The 18072-nt window shown below is 71.5% G+C and carries 15 protein-coding genes; 6 read left to right on the forward strand and 9 right to left on the reverse strand.

Translation table 11 applies throughout. The features are described 5' to 3' along the window. Nucleotide 1 precedes the first annotated feature (1 nt). Nucleotides 2-2878, forward strand: coding sequence for a serine/threonine-protein kinase (locus WQ53_RS09565; RefSeq protein ID WP_052631953.1), 2877 nt, complete (start codon nt 2-4; stop codon nt 2876-2878). A gap of 103 nt (nt 2879-2981) precedes the next feature. Next, nucleotides 2982-3449 (forward strand): hypothetical protein, encoded by a 468-nt coding sequence (locus WQ53_RS09570; protein ID WP_052631954.1) that lies wholly within the window; start codon nt 2982-2984, stop codon nt 3447-3449. Nucleotides 3450-3502: 53 nt separating this feature from the next. Here the strand turns inward: WQ53_RS09570 and WQ53_RS09575 are convergent, their stop codons facing one another. The 6 genes from WQ53_RS09575 to WQ53_RS09600 all read right to left on the reverse strand — a co-directional run bounded on the left by WQ53_RS09575 (nt 3503) and on the right by WQ53_RS09600 (nt 12597). Then, nucleotides 3503-5149, reverse strand: coding sequence for a PQQ-binding-like beta-propeller repeat protein (locus tag WQ53_RS09575; RefSeq protein ID WP_052631955.1), 1647 nt, complete (start codon nt 5147-5149; stop codon nt 3503-3505). A 54-nt stretch (nt 5150-5203) separates the two neighbouring features. Continuing rightward, nucleotides 5204-6595 (reverse strand): hypothetical protein, encoded by a 1392-nt coding sequence (locus tag WQ53_RS09580; protein ID WP_052631956.1) that lies wholly within the window; start codon nt 6593-6595, stop codon nt 5204-5206. Between the two features lie 205 nt (nt 6596-6800). Then, nucleotides 6801-8177, reverse strand: a complete 1377-nt coding sequence (locus WQ53_RS09585) for a hypothetical protein (RefSeq protein ID WP_052631957.1) — start codon at nt 8175-8177, stop codon at nt 6801-6803. Nucleotides 8178-8352: 175 nt separating this feature from the next. Next, complete coding sequence (locus WQ53_RS09590) at nt 8353-10014, reverse strand: hypothetical protein (RefSeq protein WP_052631958.1); 1662 nt, start codon at nt 10012-10014, stop codon at nt 8353-8355. Nucleotides 10015-10022: 8 nt separating this feature from the next. Then, on the reverse strand, nt 10023-11279 hold the full coding sequence (locus tag WQ53_RS09595) for a hypothetical protein (protein ID WP_052631959.1): 1257 nt from the start codon (nt 11277-11279) through the stop codon (nt 10023-10025). Nucleotides 11280-11382: 103 nt separating this feature from the next. Beyond that, nucleotides 11383-12597: an HD-GYP domain-containing protein gene (locus WQ53_RS09600; protein WP_052631960.1), complete on the reverse strand. Its 1215-nt coding sequence runs from the start codon at nt 12595-12597 to the stop codon at nt 11383-11385. Nucleotides 12598-12753: 156 nt separating this feature from the next. Here WQ53_RS09600 and frmR point away from each other — a divergent pair, with 156 nt between their 5' ends. Genes frmR through fghA form a run of 4 tightly spaced genes read left to right on the forward strand, consistent with a single transcriptional unit; the run spans nt 12754 to nt 15640 of the window. Beyond that, complete coding sequence (frmR, locus tag WQ53_RS09605) at nt 12754-13029, forward strand: formaldehyde-responsive transcriptional repressor FrmR (RefSeq protein WP_052631961.1); 276 nt, start codon at nt 12754-12756, stop codon at nt 13027-13029. A 57-nt stretch (nt 13030-13086) separates the two neighbouring features. Next, nucleotides 13087-14196, forward strand: a complete 1110-nt coding sequence (locus tag WQ53_RS09610; RefSeq protein ID WP_052631962.1) for an S-(hydroxymethyl)glutathione dehydrogenase/class III alcohol dehydrogenase — start codon at nt 13087-13089, stop codon at nt 14194-14196. A gap of 5 nt (nt 14197-14201) precedes the next feature. Further along, nucleotides 14202-14744: a GrpB family protein gene (locus tag WQ53_RS09615; protein WP_052631963.1), complete on the forward strand. Its 543-nt coding sequence runs from the start codon at nt 14202-14204 to the stop codon at nt 14742-14744. A 5-nt stretch (nt 14745-14749) separates the two neighbouring features. Next, the gene (gene fghA, locus WQ53_RS09620; protein ID WP_052631964.1) at nt 14750-15640 is read left to right on the forward strand and encodes an S-formylglutathione hydrolase; all 891 of its coding nucleotides are present in this window, start codon (nt 14750-14752) and stop codon (nt 15638-15640) included. 183 nt (nt 15641-15823) lie between these two features. Here the strand turns inward: fghA and WQ53_RS09625 are convergent, their stop codons facing one another. The 3 genes from WQ53_RS09625 to WQ53_RS09635 form a co-directional block, all read right to left on the reverse strand. Then, the gene (locus tag WQ53_RS09625) at nt 15824-16504 is read right to left on the reverse strand and encodes an ATP-binding protein (protein ID WP_052631965.1); all 681 of its coding nucleotides are present in this window, start codon (nt 16502-16504) and stop codon (nt 15824-15826) included. Between the two features lies 1 nt (nt 16505). Beyond that, complete coding sequence (locus tag WQ53_RS09630) at nt 16506-16847, reverse strand: hypothetical protein (protein ID WP_052634025.1); 342 nt, start codon at nt 16845-16847, stop codon at nt 16506-16508. Nucleotides 16848-17108: 261 nt separating this feature from the next. Next, nucleotides 17109-18050 (reverse strand): DegV family protein, encoded by a 942-nt coding sequence (locus tag WQ53_RS09635; RefSeq protein ID WP_052631966.1) that lies wholly within the window; start codon nt 18048-18050, stop codon nt 17109-17111. Between the last annotated feature and the right edge of the window lie 22 nt (nt 18051-18072).

An 18072-nucleotide genomic window follows, 5' to 3' on the forward strand; every position in this document is an offset into this window, starting at 1 on the left:
CATGGACGAGACCGAGCGCAGGCGCCGCGCCCTGGCGATCTTCGAGGAAGCGGCGGACCTGGAAGGCGATGCGCGCGAACGCCGGCTCGGCGAGGCCTGCGCGGGCGATGCGAAGCTGCGGGCGCAGGTCGATGCCTTGCTGGCGGCCGACGCCAGCCCGGGCGAGCCGTTTTCGGGGAACGCGGCCGCCTGGAGCGATGCGTTGCAGGACGGTGTTGCCGGCGCAGGCGAAGACCCGATGCTGGGCCGCGATATCGGCGCGTGGCGCATCGTGGGCGTGGTCGGCCATGGCGGCATGGGCGCGGTGTACCGGGTCGAGCGCAACGACGGCGCCTACGCCCAGCAGGCGGCGCTGAAGCTGATCCGCAGCGGCGCCGATTCGATGGCCGCGCGCGAACGCTTCCTGCGCGAGCGCCAGACCCTGGCGCGGCTGCAGCATCCGCATGTCGCCACGCTGCTCGACGGCGGCTTCAGCGCCGCGGGCGATCCGTACTTCGTCATGGAATACGTGGACGGCATCCCCATCGACCGCTGGTGCGACGAACGCCGGCTCGACCTGCGCGAACGGGCCAAGCTGTTCCTGCAGGTGCTGGACGCGGTGCGCTACGCCCACCGCAACCTGGTGGTCCACCGCGACCTGAAGCCGTCCAACCTGCTGGTGGACGCCGATGGCCGGGTCAAGCTGCTGGACTTCGGCATCGCCAAGCAACTGGAGGCGGGCGACGCCACCCGCACCTCCGACCGCGCGCTGACCTTCGAGTACGCCTCGCCGGAACAGCTGCACGACGCGCCCATCACCACCGCCACCGACGTCTGGCAACTGGGCATCGTGCTGCACCGGCTGCTGTCCGGCGCGCATCCGTTCGGCCTGAGCCGCGACACGCCACTGGCCAGGCAACTGCAGCAACTGGAACGCGAGCCGGAGCCGTTGACCAAGGCGGCATCGCGCGCGACGGCCGAGCAGGCGGCGCAGCGCGGCGGACAAACACCTGCGGCCTTGGCCAAGGCCCTGCGCGGCAACCTGTCGGCGATCGTCGAAGCCTGCCTGCGGCGCGAGCCGGAGGCACGCTACGCCTCGGCCGAAGCCATCGCCGCCGACCTGCGCGCGTGGCTGGACGACCGCCCGATCGCGGCCGTGCGCCTGGGCCGCGGCGAGCGCACGCGCTTGTGGCTCAGGCGCAACCGCGCGCTGGCGGTGTCGATGGCCGCGGTGGCGGTCGCCCTGCTGGCCGGCACCGGCGTGGCCCTGTGGCAGGCCCGCGAGGCGCGCGAGCAGGCGCGCCTCGCCGAGCGCGAGGGCGCGAACGCGCGCGCGGCGCTGGCGTTCCTGACCGACACGCTGGCCGCGGCCGGTCCCGAGCAGGCGATGGCCACCGAGGTCAGCGTGCGCGAACTGCTCGACAAGGCGCGCGGGCAGCTGGACCGGCGCGGCGCGGTCGATCCGGCCATCCTGCAGCCGGTGCAGCGCATGCTCGGCCATCTGTACGGCAACCTCGGCGAACCGGAGATCGCGAACGACCTGTTCACGCGGGGATTGGCCGGGGTCGAGCCTGCCACGCGCGACGAAGCCCTCGCGCTCGCCAACGACCTCTCGGCCCAGGTCGATGCGCTGTCCTCGCTCGAGCGGGGGCAGGACGCGCTGGCGGCGGCGCGGCACGCGGTTGCGCTGCGCGAGCGGTTCGCGCCCGGCGATGCGCTGCAGCGGATGCGCGCGGCCGACGACCTTGCCACCGGCTATTACGCGGCGGACGACTACGACAGCGCGGCGACGCACTGGCAGCGCGCGGTCGAGGAGGCGTCGGTGCTGCCCGATGCGTCGGCCGGCGAAGTGATCGGCGTCCACCATAGTCTGGCCAACCTGCTGCGCGAGCAGGGCGATACCGCCGGCGCACTGAGGCTGACCGCGGAAGGGCTCGCGTCGGCCGACCGGCTGCAGGTGCCCGCCAGGTCGCCGCTGCGCGTCCCGTTGCTGCGGATCCGCGCCGATGCGCAGATCGCGAACGGCGACATCGCGGCGGCGGAGAAGACCGCGCGCGAGGGAATCGCACTGCAGTCGGCGGTCGTCGGTGGCGGTGGCGCGGAGATGGGGGCCTTGTACAACTCGCTTGGCCTGGTCCTTTTCGAGCAGGGCCGCTTCCGCGACGCGGCCGACGCGTTCGCCCGGGGCGGCGAGCTGCTCGCCGCCTCGGGCCAGGCGCCGATGAAGAGCGCGGCGACGATCGCGAACGTGGCCGGCGCGTGGGAGAGCGCGGGCGACTATGCGCGGGCGCGCGAGTTCTACGACCGTGCCGTCGCCCTGCTCGACCGCGCCGACGTGCCTGCGGAGAACATGGTCAGGCGCAGCCTGCTGCGCAACTACGCGCGGGTGTTGTTCTTCACCGGCCATGGCGACGACGCGCACGCGCTGCTCGAGCGGCTGCTGCAGCAAGCGCGCGCGCTGGACGGCGAGGATTCCCTGGAAACGGCCTGGGTCGTCTGGCAGCAACTGGTCCTGGCCCGACGCCAGCGCGATGCCGCGCGCGGACTCCCGCTGCTCGAGGACGCGCGCCGGCGCTGGGCCGCGCAGGTGCCGCCGGAGCACCTCGTGTTCGCGCATGCGCTGGTGACCGGCGCCGTGTTCGCCGAATCCGGCGGCGACTTCGCCTCGGCCGAGCGCGACCTGCGCGAGGCGATGCGGCGTTTCGAGGCGGCGGGCAACAAGCCGGTGGACCTGGCGACGACCCGTGCGACGCTGGCGCGCCTGCGGCTGGCGCAGGGCGACCGCGCCGAGGCGCGCCGCCTGCTCGACCAGGCATTGCCGGTGTTGCGCGAGGGCGTGCTGCCGACGCATGTCGGCCGCGCCGAGGCCGAGGCGCTGTCGACGCGGATCGGACCATGACGCAGCGCGCCCGGTTCGCCACGCGTCGCCGGCCCGCGCCCGGAACGAACGGGATCGGATAGTCTCGCCCGCGTCGGCACGTCTGCCGAAGGGAGACCTCGTCATGGCCTTGTCGCTGCCGCGTGCCGTCGCCGTCGCCACCGCCGTGGCCGGCACGCTCGATATCCTGGCCGCCTTCCTCCTGGCGTGGCTGGCAGGGATCGGGCCGGCCGCCGTGCTGCGCTTCGTCGCGAGCGGTCCGTTCCCGGCCGCGACCAAGGGCGGCGCGCACTGGGCCGTCGTGGGACTGGCCGTCCACTACGGGATCATGACGGCGATGGCGCTGGTGTTCCTGGCCGCCGCCCGCCGGCTCCCGGCGATCGCCGCCCGGCCATTGGCCTGGGGGATGACCTATGGCTTGGGCCTGTGGGTGGTCATGTACTGGATCGTGCGGCCGCTGCGCTGGCCCGGCATGTGGCCACGCATCGGGCTGGCCACGACGGTGCCGGAACTCGTCTGTCACATGGTGCTGGTGGGCCTGACCTTCGGCATCGTCGCCCGCGCGATGCTCGCCAGGCCCGGCCGCAGCTGACTGCACGGGAGGCGTGGCGTCCCTGCCACGATCCGGCCCCGCGCCACCGCCGCTCACTGCAGCTTGAACGCACCGGTCAGGGTCACGCCGTAGATCGCGCCGTCGCGGCCGATGCGCCAGCTCGGGCCCTGCGCGGTACCGCCGCTCCTGTCTTCGATGTCCCAGCGGCCGTCGATGTCCAGGTTGTGGCCGGGCAGGCGCGTGGTCCAGAGCAGGGTGCCGGTGCGGCCGTCGAGTCCGTGCACGCGGAAGTCGTGCTTGCCGTCCCCGGCGGGCACGCGTTCGGACAGGTAGAACGCGCCGCCGGACGAGGCCAGCAACCGCGTTTCCGCCGGGACGGGGCGGCGCCAGGCCGGCTTGCCGTCGGCCAGCCGATGGCCCCACAGCTCGCGGTCGCCGCCGCTGCGGACCTCGACCACCAGCACGTCGCCCGCGGCGATGCGGGTGGCGACCCGTCGGCCGCGGACGGGGGCCGTGGTCCACAGCGTGGCGCCGGTGCGCGGATCGAGCGCGCGCAGTCCCTCGCCATCGGGATCGCGGCCGATGCCGACCGTGCCCAGCAGTCCGTCGACGCGGATGATCACCTTGCCGCCGGCGACCATCGGCGTGCCGTCGTCGGAGCGGTAGGCCACCGTGTTGTTGGTGTTGCGCTCGACCATGGGCTGGTCGGTGTGCCGCCACAGCGTCTGGCCCGTGCGCAGGTCGATGGCGTGCAGCTGCCGGGTCGGGAAGCCGGGCTGGCCCAGGCTGCGCGCGGTCACGAACATCACCCCGCCGGACGCGGCCGGCGCACTGAACGTGGGCTTGTACTGCGGGTCGAGGTCGTTGCCCATGGCCAGGCCGAAACCGCGGTTCTGCCACAGTTCGCGGTCCAGCGCGGGCGACAGCGCGGTGATGTAGCTCACGCCCTCGGGCGTGGACTGGTTGACCACGGTGAACACCTCGCCCGGGTGGCGCATCGGCCCGCGCCTGGCGGGCGTGAGCGTGCGCACGATGCGCCCGGCCCGGACGTCGATGACGTAGTGGTCGGTCGGGCCGCCGTCGTTGCGCGGATAGACCAGCAGCACTTCGCCCGACGGCAGTTCATGGAACCCCACGCTGCCCATCGAGCCGCGCCGCCCGCCCTCCCGGCAGATGCCGGCGATCCGCCAGACGGTCTTGCCGGTGCCCGCGTCCAGTGCGGAGATGCCTTCGTTGCCGTCGTTGTTGCAGCTGCCGGTCAGCACCAGGTTGCCGACCAGGAACGGCGACCACGCGCCCCACCAGCCCGGCTTGGTCTCCCATGCCTTCCGCGGCGCGGCGAGGATCGGCGGCGCGGGGAACTCGCGGCTGTTGCAGGTGGTGCCGTAGGTGCGGCTCATCGTGGACGCGTCGGCGCAGACCACGGCGGGCGCGGCGGCGCGCAGGCGGGCGATGGCGGCCTCGCGCGCGGCGGGCGAGTCGTCCGCGACGGGCACCGGCCCGACCGCGACCGGTACCCCGTCCTGCGGCGCCGTGGCCGGCTGGCCGTCCAGCCCCTGTTCGAGCGGCCGGGCGACGGTGTGCGCCGTCTTGTCCTCGGCCTTCTTCCTGATCTCCTGTTTCGTCCGCTCGACGGTGCGCTTGAACAGGCCGCCCAGGTCCTGCGCGGTGGCGGGGCCGGCCGGCGACAAAGCGACGGCGGCCAGCAGGAAAAGGAAAATCAGGAGATGCTTCTTCATGATGCGTACCCATTCGCGTTCGATGTCCCGGCCCTGTCATCCCCGGCCGTACCATCAGTCCCTGCAGCTGTCGATGGGCGTGAGCGTGCACATCTCGTCGCCGGTCGTCTGCGCCAACCCGCCACTCGTGCGGGTGGCGCCTTCGGCCTGAACCTGCATCGTGCCCGGCTTGCCCTCGCCATCGGGAAAGGTGATGGCATAGGTGCCCGATCCGCCCCAATGCACGCCCGCGGACGATGGCGTGCGCACGATCCTCGTGGTGCCGGTCAGTCCGCCGCTGAGTTCATGGCCGAACAACGGGCCGTTCAGCACGAAGCTGGTGCGGATGTCGCACACGTCCTGTTCGATCGGATCGTGGCCGCCGCAGCTGAAATGGAAGGACCTCCCGCCGCAGGAAGGCACCCGGTTCCTGAGTTCCTGCAGGGTCGTCCGGTTCAGTCCATCGATGTCCGCCTGCGCCTTGTCGACCAGCGGCCCCAGGGCGACGCCCACGATCTTGACCGCACCCTTGCCGGCGCTGGAGATCAGGTTGCCCAGCGTCCCGGATGCCGAGCCCACCGCGTTGCCGACGATGTGCGCCTTGGCGCCGTCGATCAGGTCCAGGATGCGGTCCTTCTCGCCCGGGTTCTGCTCGTAGAATCTCCTGGTCAACGGATTGGTCGGGTTCTCCGCACAGGCGCGCAGCCTGTCGAGTTCGTCCAGCATCTTCGGGGTCTTGTCGGAAAGCCTGGCGAATGCCTCGGCGGCCTTCAACGCATCCAGCGCCTTGGTGATGCCGCCGCCCGCCTTTTCGCCGAAGGCCGTTCCCACGACGGCATCGCGCGCCTCGTCCCCCGCCTGGCCGATGGCCCAGTTGTAGACGATCTCCATGAAGCCGCCGTCGTCGTTGACGGCATTGGGTCCGGCGTATTCGCGCAGTTGCTGGGCATGGGCCGAAGCGATGAAGAAGTCGATCAGGCCCATCGAGGGAGCGGCCCGCGCCGGTTCGGCGAGCGACGCAAGCGCTTCCGGCGGCAGGTCGGCCAGATCGACGTAGTAGCGGAACGTGCCGGATATCCGCTGCGGCGTGATCGAGGATGCAAGCACTTCGAACGGCTTGACCTCGTCCGCGCCGACGCGCCGGGCGCGGATGCCGGCGCGGTACACGTCGCCCCAGGGATAGGTCATGACCAGCTGCACCAGCCCGGGCTCCGGTTGGCTGGTCTGCGAGGTGGTCAGCGCCAGCAAACGCGCTTCGGCCGGCTCGATGCCGGCGGCGATGAGCCGTTCGACGACGGCCGGGTCCGGCGTGCCGTGCGGGTCCGGTGCCGGCGCGGGACCAGTGGGCAAGTCCTGGGCCGCGGACATCGTGGCGGGCGCGTCCTGCGGGCCGCGCGAACATGCGGTCGCCAGCAGCAGGCCGGCGCAACACAGCAGGACCGTGGCGACGGAGTTCCGGTACGACATGGCGCGTCCTCGGTGATGGTCTTGTCTGCTGTATGCGTAGACACGCCGGGAGACAGGACAACCGCTTGGCGCGCGTGGTCGGTCGGTAGTCGAGCAAGCGCAAGTCGCGGGCGATGCATTCAGGCCTTCCTCGCGCAGGCGGTCGGGTTCAGCCCGAGGCGCGGGACGGAATCATGGCGCGATGTCCGGGTTGGACTGGGGCAGGTCAGTACGCCCAGGTGCGCACGCTGCCGTCGGTGTCGAAGCGCCGCACCTGGTGTTCGTCGAGCACGAACAGGGTGCGGTCGGGGCCGTAGCAGATGTTCTTCGAGGCGCGGAAGCTGGCGTGCGCGGCGGGGCCGTCGTAGGGCGCTTCGTCGTGGCCGGGGCGGTAATCGTCGAACGAGCCGGACCTGGCGAAGGACTGGCCGCTCAGGACCACCAGCCTTCCGCGGCTTTCGTCCAGCCGCATGATCTGGCGCCGCGCGTTGTCTTCGAGCAGGCGGGTGGCGACCACGATCCGGCCCTGGTCGTCCACGGTGAGCGCCCAGATCGTGTCGATGTTCTGGCCCACTGGGCTGCGCCCGGCCTTGAGCGTGTAGTAGACGCGGCGCGCCTGCCCGTCGGGGCGGATGCGCCAGAGGGTGATGCGCATGTCGTGCGTCGGATGCGCGGCGATCAGCCCGCCGCCGGCGACCAGCTCGCCGTGCACCGGGTCCCAGGCGATGTTGTCGACGTTGATGCGGTCTTCCGGCGCCTTTTCGCCGCAGGTGCCCTGGTCGTTGCCGACGACGGTCGTGCGGCGGCCATCGGGCGCGATGCGCAGCAGTTCGCAGCGCTGCCTGTCGGACACCCAGACGTTGCCGGACGGGTCCAGCACCGGCATGCCGGGTCGGTCCATGACGCTGGCGACGGGCCGGGCGCGGCCGTCGGGCGTGACGCGCAGCACCGCCTCGCGCGAACTGACCAGCAGCGTACCGTCCGGTGCCAGGCTGAAATTCGGGCTCGGGAACACCGTGTGCCGGCTGCCGTCGGGGCGGGTGACCAGCGGAGTGATCGCGCCGTCGGGCGCGATCCGCCACCAGCCGGTGCCGGCGACGCCGCCTGCCACATCCAGCCCGCCCTCGCCGGCCAGCACCAGGCTGCCGTCGGCGGCGCATTGCAGCCCGTCCATGGTGCCGAAGAACGGCTTCTCCGGCGACAGGTACGGATTGACCGCGATCACCTGCTGCGGAGCGCCCTCGGCGGGGATGAACTTGCGTCCATGCCCAGGCTGCAGCCAGCGCAGCTGCGGGACGCCGCCGATGCGGGTGTCCGCGCGCGGCGCGTTCCAGGCGACGCCGACCGACTGCGCGGATGGCGTCGCCGTCGAAGCCGGTTTTTCGTTCGCCGCCTGTTGGGCGGGGCGCCTGGTCGCGTCCTCGGCGTTGCGCAGCGCTTCGTCCTTCAGCCGCTTGGCGGTGCGCTTGAACAGTGCATCGAGCTCTCCGGCATCGGCCTGGCCGACGGGTGCGAGGCAGGCGGCAGCCGCCAGCAGCAGTGGCATGGCCAAGGCGTGGAACCGGCGGCGCGATCGGGCCTTGTCGGCGTGGAGGGTGGTCATGGCGTCGGTCTCGGAGGTGGCGCGGCGATCCCAGGGCTGGCGGCTTGCCCGATCGGCGGAGCGGGCCGCCCTGTCCGATGCCTGGTGTCCGGGATATGCGTGGAATCGGGACGGGACAGGACAGGCGAGTGCCGGCGACCTGCTTGCAGGCCGGCCCGGCTGTCCAGCAGCCGGGTCAATCGCAAGGCTCGGCCGGCGTCAGCGTGTAGTGTTCCGAATCGACCGCGCAGTGCTCGCCCCTGGCGTTGACGCAGCCCGGCCCGGTGCCGACCAGCGTGCCGCCGCTGTCATCGGCGCTGACCGTGTAGGTGCCGTCGCCGTGCACGGCGAAGCCGCTCATGCGGCCCTCGTAGCGGTAGGAGCCGCCGGTGTCGCTGGAGGGCGTGAACGTCATCGTGACCCCGCTGCCGCTGATCGTGAACGCCTCCCCCAGGTCGCAGATCTTGCCGCTGCCGCGGAATTCGCCCGCCCCGCCCACTGCCGTGTACGCGCGCTTCTGTTTGGTGTCGAACTCGAGCGTGGCCCGGCCGACGCCGCGCTTGCTGCGCGCCTCGAAGGCGATGCTTGCGGACTCGTCCTTCTTCGCCGGCGCGGTGTAGCCGTATTGCGCGTCGGCGGGCACCTTCTCGCCCTCGCGGGCGAGGCTGTCGCCGCCGCTCAGCGCGGCGCGCACGCTGCCGCCGGTCTGCGCGCCGTCGGACTTCGCGCGCGGCCTGGCGGTGACCTGGAATCTGGTCGAGGGCCTGGCGCCCTTGCGCCTGGCCGGATCGCTGCCCACGTCCAGCCTGACGCAGCGGCCGCTTTCCCAGGGCGCCTGCTTCATGCCGCGCAGCATGACCTCGGCCATCAATGTCTGGATCAGCTGCGCGCCCTGGACCAGCTTCTGGGTGCGTTCGACCTCGTCCATGCGGAAGATGCTGTAGCCGCTCTCGCCGCGGTTCTCGAAGGTCTCGCTGCCGCCGCGGGACCAGCCGGTCGTGAGCTGGACGTGCTGGCTCTCGTAGTTCTCGAAGCCGCCCATGTCGATGCGCATGCTCGACGACGAACCGTCCGGGCCGTCGATCAGGTTCGCGTCGTCGTCCAGCCAGCGCTCGTAGACGAAGTGCGAGCGCACGTAGCCGCCGGTGCCGGCCTTGCCCGACACCCTGACCGAGGAATCGATGTCCGATTCCACCTTCACCTTGCCCGAGGCGTCCGGGCAGGCATCCACCTTCATCTTGAGCTTGACCTTGCCGGTCAGGCCGTCGTCGACCTTGCCGTCGAACTCGAAGGCCTGGGTCAGGCTGCCGTCCTCGCCGACCCGCACCTCGAAGCTGCCGTCCTTGTCCTGCGTGCGCCCGAACCCGTTCTTGGCCGCTTCCGCCAGCTGCTCGTCGGACATCTCGCTGACCACGCTGGAGATCATCCCGCCGGTCAGCAGGCCGCCGAAGCTGCCCAGTCCCAGGCCCAGGAAGCCGCTGCTCATGCCTTCGCCGGTGAACGCGGCCGGGACCATCCTCGGCACCTGCGCCTGCGCGCCGCGAGCCTTGCGTTCGTAGTCCTCGGCCAGCGCCTGCAGGGCGGCGACCGTCTGCGCCTCGCCGCCGAGCGCCTGCTCGGCGCCGGCGGCGTGCAGCACCTTGTAGTGCAGCCAGTAGTCGAGCGGGCGCAGCGCCTGCAGCGACGGTTCCGAGCCTTCGGCCAGGAAACGTTCGACCTCGGCGCGGGTCGGGGTGAGGCCGGCCGGTTGCGTCGCCGCCTCCGAGCGCGCGGACGGCGCGTCGGCCGGCTTCGAACAGGCCGCCAGCGCCAGCGCGGAGGCGAGCAGCAGGAGACGGCGGGCGGCGACCAGGCTCATGACGGGATTCACAGGTTGCGCAGCAGGCCCTTAAGCAGCTTCTTGCCGGTGCCCTCCTCAGGCTTCTGCTGCGGTTGCGGCCTGGCCTGCGACGGATCGCCCGCATCCATGCCGTCGATCCCGCCCAGGTCCATGCCCAGCAGCGCGCCGGCGGTGGACTTGGTGCGCACGCGCACGTTCCACTCCGGGTTCCACGGCAGCTTCGGGTCGGCCGGCTTCGGCGGCCAGGCGATGTTCGTCTCCGGACCGTAGGCGATCATGCTCAGCAGCGGGGCCGAGGCGTCGCCGCCGGGGTTGGCGAAGATGCCCTTCGGGACCGCGCAGGAGGTGGCGGACGGCGGCAGCAGCACCTTCTCCTTGAGCCAGCGGTCGACCTGGCCGCCGGTGAGGAAGTCAATCACGCCCTGGCCGGCGTCGGGCACCTCGGCGCTGCTCCAGAGCACGATGGTCTTGTCCTGCAGGCTGAGCGCGTGCAGGAAGTAGGCCTGGGCGCGGTCCACCGGCTGCCAGGCCAGGGTCACGCCGCTGGCGGGCTCGCCGGATTGGGTCAGGGCGATCTTCGGCATGAAGTCGGCCGACGGCTGCAGCTCGAACTGCAGCGACTCGGGCACGCCGGGGCCGGTGATGCGGTGCGCGCCGGCCAGCGAGGCGTTGGCCGGGGCCCGCTTGGGCGCCTTCGGGTTGGGCCACAGCACGTAGGACGGATCGGGGCGAATGCCGCGCTCGGGCGCGTAGCGGCCCTGCATCGGATCGCCGCTGACCTCAAACCTGCCGTCCTTGGCGCGCATGCGCAGTTCGCGCGGCTGGCCGGCGCGCACCTCGCCGCCGCAGCCCCAGTAAAGCTTGATATGGATCTCGGCGTCGGGCATGTCGAGGGTGCCGCCCTGCTCGAGCGTGTGCACGACGGCCGGCGGCGGCAGCAGTGGCAGCGACGGTCCCAGGCCCAGCCCAGCCGGCACCTGCTGTTCGGCCGCCTGTCCCGGCGCGGGCCGGTTGAGCATGGCGACGTCGAAGAACTTGCCGGGCAGCGCCGGGCGCCGCGCGTCGGGATAGCCGAGCACTTCGCCCTTGCCGCCGCCCATCATCCGCGCGGCCATGCCGCCCAGGCCGCCGATCGCGCCCATGTCGGGCATGCCGGCCATGTGGTGGGTGGAGACGTCGATCCAGACCTGGGTCGGCGGGCCGGGCGGCGCGCTGCCGGCGGGCAGGGCGACCAGCAGGGCGGCGGCGAGGGCGAGCGGAAGGGTGCGGCGGCGGGTGTCCATGGCGGGAGCCTCGGGTGCGTGTCGGAGGTATGCGCGGAAAGTGGCGCCTACAGGACACGCAGTGAGGATCGCCCTGGGGACAAGGGGGGGGGCGGCGTCCGGCTCAGGACGCCCAGAGTTTTACCAGCTCGCGGAAGCCCCACTGCGCGGGCGACTCGATGCCGACGATGCGTTCGTCGCAGCCGGGCGCGGACAGGTCCAGGTCGCGCTGCAGGATCTGGGTGCGCGAGCGGGCCGAGAAGAACACCCGCACCAGCGGCGCGGACAGCGCCTCGGGGCGCTGCTCCAGCACCACCGCCAACCGTTCGCTGGACAGCCGCACCAGCGTGCCGATCGGGTAGATGCCCACGCTGGCGATGAACGCCTTGAGCACCGCCGGGTCGAAGTGTCCGCGCCACGAGGCCATCTTCCGCAGCGATTCGCCGGGGTCCCAGCCTTCCTTGTACGGCCGGTTGGAAGTGATCGCGTCGTACACGTCGCAGACTGCACTCATCCGGGTCAGCAGCGGCGTGGACTCGGCCGGCAATTGCGCCGGATAGCCGCCGCCGTCGTACTTCTCGTGGTGGTGGCGGACCATGTGCAGCACGGTGGCGTTCTCCAGGCCGCTGTCGCGCAGCAGGCGCTCGCCTTCCTCCGGATGGGTGCGCATGACCGCGAACTCGTCCTCGGTCAGGCGCCCGGGCTTGTTGAGGATCTCCAGCGGCATGCAGGCCTTGCCCATGTCGTGCAGCAGGCCGCCCATCGCCGCCTCGCGGCAGCGGTCGTCGTCCAGGCCGAGCTGGCGCGCCAGCCCGACCATCAGCGCGCTGACCGCCACCGAGTGCAGGTAGGTGTAGTCGTCGGCGGTCTTGAGCCGGGCGATGCTGATCAGCGCGCCGGGATGGCGGTCGACCGAGGCGGTGATCTCCTCGGCCAGCGGCATCATCGCCCCGGGATCGATCATGCGGCCCATCCGCACCTCGCGGAACATGGCTTCCACCGCGTCGCGCCCGGCCTGGCAGATGTTGCGCGCCCGGGTCAGCTCCGAGGCCAGGTCGGGCCTGGCCGCGACCGCGGGGCGCGGCGGGGCATCGGCTGTGACGGTGTCGACGACCGGCGCGGTGTCGGTGGCGACTGCGGTATCCGTGGCGTCCGCCACGTCCTCACCACGGCTGGCGTCGATGTCCACCGTCTCCACCTCGCTTTCGCGCAGGCGGTCGATGTCGCGGTCGCTGGCGACGAACGACGAGCGCCAGAACGGGTGTTTCAGCCACGGGCCGTTCAACCGCTGGACATGCATCCCCGGCCGCAACTGGTCGACATGGATCGTCTTGAGCATCGTCTTCCGGATTTCCGTTCCGCGTTCCACCGGGGATTCCGCGGAACATGCCTGCGCCACCGGTATCGGCCGCGCGGGCAGAGACTTGAAAAGGTCTGGCCTGGCTGTCATGTGCCAAGGTTGATACTGTACCCCAGTACTGGATAAGGCCCAGCCATGCCGCACAGTCCCCACGAGAAGAAGCGCGTGCTGGCCCGGGTCCGCCGGATCCGGGGCCAGTCCGAGGCGCTGGAGCGCGCGCTGGAGGCCGGCGCCGACTGCGGCGCGGTGCTGCAGCAGATCGCGGCGATCCGCGGCGCAGTCAACGGCCTGATGTCGGAGGTGATGGAAGCCCACATCCGCGAGGAGTTCGGCCAGCCGGCCACGTCCGATGCCCAGCGCAAGGCCCGGGTCGAGGAGATGACCGGGCTGGTGCGCTCGTACCTCAAGTAGCGGCGCGGCGTTCGTCGCCGCGCCATCCGTATCCGCAGCACCGCAGGAGCCCATGCCATGAAGTCCCGTGCCGCCGTCGCATTCGGTCCCGGCCAGCCGCTGAAGATCGTCGAGATCGATGTCGCCCCGCCCAGGGCGGGCGAGGTGCTGGTGAGGATCACCCACACCGGGGTCTGCCACACCGACGCCTTCACGTTGTCCGGCGACGATCCCGAAGGGCTGTTCCCGGTCGTGCTCGGCCACGAGGGCGCCGGCGTGGTAGTCGAGGTGGGCGAGGGCGTGACCTCGGTCGCGCCGGGTGACCACGTCATCCCGCTGTACACCGCCGAGTGCGGCCAGTGCCTGTTCTGCAAGAGCGGCAAGACCAACCTGTGCGTGGCCGTGCGCGCGACCCAGGGCAAGGGCGTGATGCCGGACGGCAGCAGCCGCTTCTCCTACGAGGGCCAGCCGCTGTACCACTACATGGGCTGCTCGACCTTCAGCGAGTACACGGTGGTGGCCGAGGTCTCGCTGGCGAAGATCAACCCGGAAGCGAACCCCGAGCACGTGTGCCTGCTCGGCTGCGGCGTGACCACCGGCATTGGCGCCGTGCACAACACGGCCAAGGTGCAGGAAGGCGACACCGTCGCGGTGTTCGGCCTGGGCGGCATCGGCCTGGCCGTGGTGCAGGGCGCGCGCCAGGCCAGGGCCGGGCGGATCATCGCCGTCGACACCAACCCGTCGAAATTCGAGCTCGCCAGGCAGTTCGGCGCCACCGACTTCGTCAATCCGAAGGACCACGACAAGCCGGTCCAGCAGGTGATCGTGGAGATGACAGGCTGGGGCGTGGACCACTCGTTCGAGTGCATCGGCAACGTCAACGTGATGCGCGCGGCGCTGGAATGTGCGCACCGCGGCTGGGGCCAGAGCGTGATCATCGGCGTGGCCGGCGCGGGGCAGGAGATCTCCACCCGCCCGTTCCAGCTGGTCACCGGCCGCACCTGGAAGGGCACCGCGTTCGGCGGGGTGAAGGGCCGCAGCCAGCTGCCGGGCATGGTCGAGGAGGCGATGCGCGGCGAGATCGAGCTGGCCCCGTTCGTCACCCACACCATGCCGCTGGACGAGATCAACCACGCCTTCGAGCTGATGCACGAGGGCAAGTCGATCCGTTCGGTCGTGCGGTACTGAGCAGCATGCGCGCGGTGCAACTGCAGGCGCACGATCCGGCCTGGGCGGACGAGGCCCGGGCCGAGGCGTTGGCGTTGGCCGGGGTGCTCGACGACGGGCTGCTGGCCGTGCACCACATCGGCTCCACCGCGATCCCCGGCCTGCCGGCCAAGCCGGTGATCGACCTGCTGGCCGTGGCCCGCACGCTGGCGGTGTTCGACCGGCGACGCGGCGGCCTGGAAGCGCTGGGTTACCGCTGGCGTGGTGAGAACGGCCTGCCCGGACGCCGCTATCTGACCCGGGAGGATCCGGGAAGCGGACGCCGCCGCGTGCAGCTGCACGGCTATGCCGAGGGTGCGGCGGACATCGTCCGCCACCTGGCCTTCCGCGACTTCCTGCGCTCCGATCCCCGCGCCGCATCCGACTACGCGCGGGAAAAGCTGCGTTGCCAGTCGCTGCATCCCGACGACACCGGCGCCTACAGCGACTGCAAGGCCGACTGGATCCGTCGTACCGAATCGATCGCGCTGGCGGCCATGACCATGGCCGCCGCCAGCCAGACAGGATGATGCCCATGCAACGGATCGAACACCGCGCCTGCTCCGGCGGCTGGCAGGACGTATACCGGCACGACTCGAAGGTGCTGGACTGCGCGATGAATTTCGCCGTGTACCTGCCGCCGCAGGCGCAGGAACGACGCCTGCCGGTGCTGTATTGGCTGTCCGGGCTGACCTGCAGCGAGCAGAACTTCATCACCAAGGCCGGCGCGCAGCGCTACGCGGCCGAGCACGGGGTGGTGATCGTCGCCCCGGACACCAGTCCGCGCGGCGACGGCGTGGCCGACGCCGACGGCTACGACCTGGGCAAGGGCGCCGGCTTCTACCTCAACGCCACCCGCGAGCCCTGGGCGGCGCACTACCGCATGTACGACTACGTGGTCGAGGAGCTGCCGGCGCTGGTCGAGGCGGACTTCCCGGTCACCGATGCGCGCGCGGTCAGCGGGCACTCGATGGGCGGGCACGGGGCGCTGGTGGTGGCCCTGCGCAACCCGGGCCGCTACCGCAGCGTGTCGGCGTTCTCGCCGATCGTGGCGCCGTCGAAGGTGCCGTGGGGCGAGAAGGCGTTCTCCGCCTACCTAGGCGATGACCGCGAGGCGTGGAAGGCCTGGGACGCCAGCGAACTGGTGAAGACGGCGCAGGAGAAGCTGCCGCTGCTGGTCGACCAGGGCGGCGACGACGAATTCCTGGACGCCCAGTTGCGTCCGCAGCTGCTGCAGGCCGCGGCGGTCGCTGCCGGCCATCCGCTGCAGCTGCGCATGCGGCCCGGCTACGACCACAGCTACTACTTCATCGCCAGCTTCATCGGCGAGCACATCGCCCACCATGCCGCGGCGTTGCACGGCGAGGCGAAGGTGCACGCGGGCGTGGCGCACGGGCGCCACGACGGCTGCAGCGGCGGGCATTGAGTGCGCGATGGTGCCCGGCAAGGGGCGTTCCGCCGCGCGCTGCAGGCGGCGGTTCGGCGCTTTCCGTGTATGAGCCGGGTTCAGCCGGCGACACGGGCGTCGGGAATATGAGGGAGTCGCCTGTGCCGACGTGGCGTGTCGCCGGCTGAACCCGGCTCCTACACAGAATCGGGGCGCGGGTGGTTACCGCGAAGCGAGGCTGAAGTCGGTATAGGCGAAGCGGTCATCGCGCAGCACGGTGTCGCCGCGGCGCAGTTCCAGCGGCGCGGCGAACATCGGCCCGGCCCACACGCAGGTGTGGAATTCGCCGTTCTCGCCGCAGGGATCCGCGCCGGCCGGCAGTGCCTGCAACAGCGCGGCGTCGAAAGCGCGGCCGGCGAAGCCCTGGTCCAACTGCCGGGTGTCCACGCAGCACAGGTGCGCGCGCAGGCCGCCGGCCTGCATTTCCCGCGCCAGCGCCGCGGTGTCGGCGCCGAACAGCGGAGTGAGCAGTTCCCACCCGGCCGCCGCCAGGCGCTGCTCGCGCCAGGTGCGGATGTCGGCCAGGAACAGGTCGCCGAAGGCGGCGGTGCGCAGGCCGGGCCAGCGTTGCGCGGCTTCGGCCAGCGCCTGTGACATGGCCGCGTCGTAGGCGGCGTTGTCGCAGAGCGCGGGGATGTCCGCTTGCAGCAGCGGCAGCCCTGCCGCGGCTGCCTGCGCACGCAGCACGTCCACGCGCACGCCCTGCATCGAGGCGCGCGCGTACTCGCGCGTCACCGTCGACAGCAGCGCGACGACTTCGAGGTCGTCGCGTTGGCGCAGCGCGTGCAACGTCCAGGCCGCGTCCTTGCCGCCGGACCAGGCCAGCAGTACCGGCGTGGTCATCTCAGCCGTGGCTGACGTTGCGCAGTTCCCAGCGGTTGCCGGCCAGCAGCCGCAACCGGTGCTGGAGGAGGTCGCCAGGGATCGTAGTCAGTGCGACCAGGTCGATGCTCAGGTTCCGCTGCTCGCCGCTGACGCTGGCGGCGGGATCGGTGGCACCCAGCGAGGGATCGACCTCGTCCGGCTCCGGCTGCAGGGCACGCCAGCGTTCGAACAGTGCCGGCGTGCGCAGCGCGTCCTGCAGCTGTTCGGCGAAGGCGTCGGCGCCGTGGGCGCTGAACGACAGCGACGGCTCGCTGCCGCGGGCCTGCGCGGGATCGGGCAGGCGGATCTGGTATCGGGGCATCGGCTGCTCCAAGGGTGACGATGCGGGCAATCTAGCAGCGCGCGTGCAAAGCCGGCGTGGTGGCCCGGTGGTGTCCCCGAATCTGCGGGCCGGCCGGGTCTCCTGTGCAGGAGCGGGCATGACCGCGACACGACGCCGTCGGCACAGGCGACGCCCTCGTGTTTCCGACGCCCATGTCGCGGTCATGCCCGCTCCTACACACACACGGGAAGCGCCTGCGGACCTGGGTGTGCACAGGCACCCCCGGGTCGCCGCGCCCGCTCAGGCGAACTTGTGCGGCGCCGCGGCGAAGCCGACCACCACCGCGCCCTTGCCGACGTTGACCATGCCGGTCAGGCTCATCACGCTCTCGTGCAGCTCGATGTCGTTGGCCGCGCAGACCTCGCGCAGGCGGGCGTAGCCGGGCAGCGCGCGCAGTTCGGCCAGCTCGCCGCCGTAGCTCACGCACAGGGTCGGGGTCATCAGGCCGACGTGGATGCGCTGGATGGTGAAGTCGAACAGCTTCTGCACCGCCGGCTCGAAACCCTTGATCTTGCCGGCCGGCGCGGTCTCGCCGCGGTGGCAGTGCAGCACCGGCTTGATGTCCAGCGCCGTGCCCAGCGCGGCGCTGAACAGGCTGACGCTGCGGTCGCCCTTGGTACGGGCGCGGTTGCGCAGGTAGTACAGGTCGCGCGGCACCATGTAGCCGTGGGTGTTGAGCGCCAGTTCCTCCAGCCGCTCGCGGATCTGCTGCACGCCGGCGCCGGCCCGGCGCATGCGCACCGCTTCGACCACGCCGATGCCCTGGGCGGCGAACAGGTTCTGGCTGTCGATCACCCGCAGCGCGAACGGCGAGTTGTAGCCGGCCGCCTGGCGGATCGGCTTGTAGTCGTTGAGGATGGCGAAGCTGGCCTGCACCGCGTGCTCGTGGATCGGGCTGCGGGTCTTGGTCACGGTCAGGCAGAACACGTGGTCGTAGTCGACCACGAGCTTGCCCAGGAACAGGTCGCGGATCTGTTCCACCGAGTAGGGGACGGTCTCGGCCTCGTGGCCGCGTTCGGCCACGTGCGCGTGCAGGAAGCTGAGCGTGGCCTCCTCGTCGCGGTGGTCGGCCAGCACCGCGTCGCCGATGCGCACGGTGATCGGCAGCAGCACCACGTTGTTGCCCTGGATGTACTCGGCCGGCAGGTCGCAGGTCGAATCGACCACGATTCCGATGCGCATGAGCCCCTCCCGTAACGGCCTG

The sequence above is a fragment of the Pseudoxanthomonas suwonensis genome (assembly GCF_000972865.1).
Lineage (GTDB): Bacteria > Pseudomonadota > Gammaproteobacteria > Xanthomonadales > Xanthomonadaceae > Pseudoxanthomonas > Pseudoxanthomonas suwonensis_B.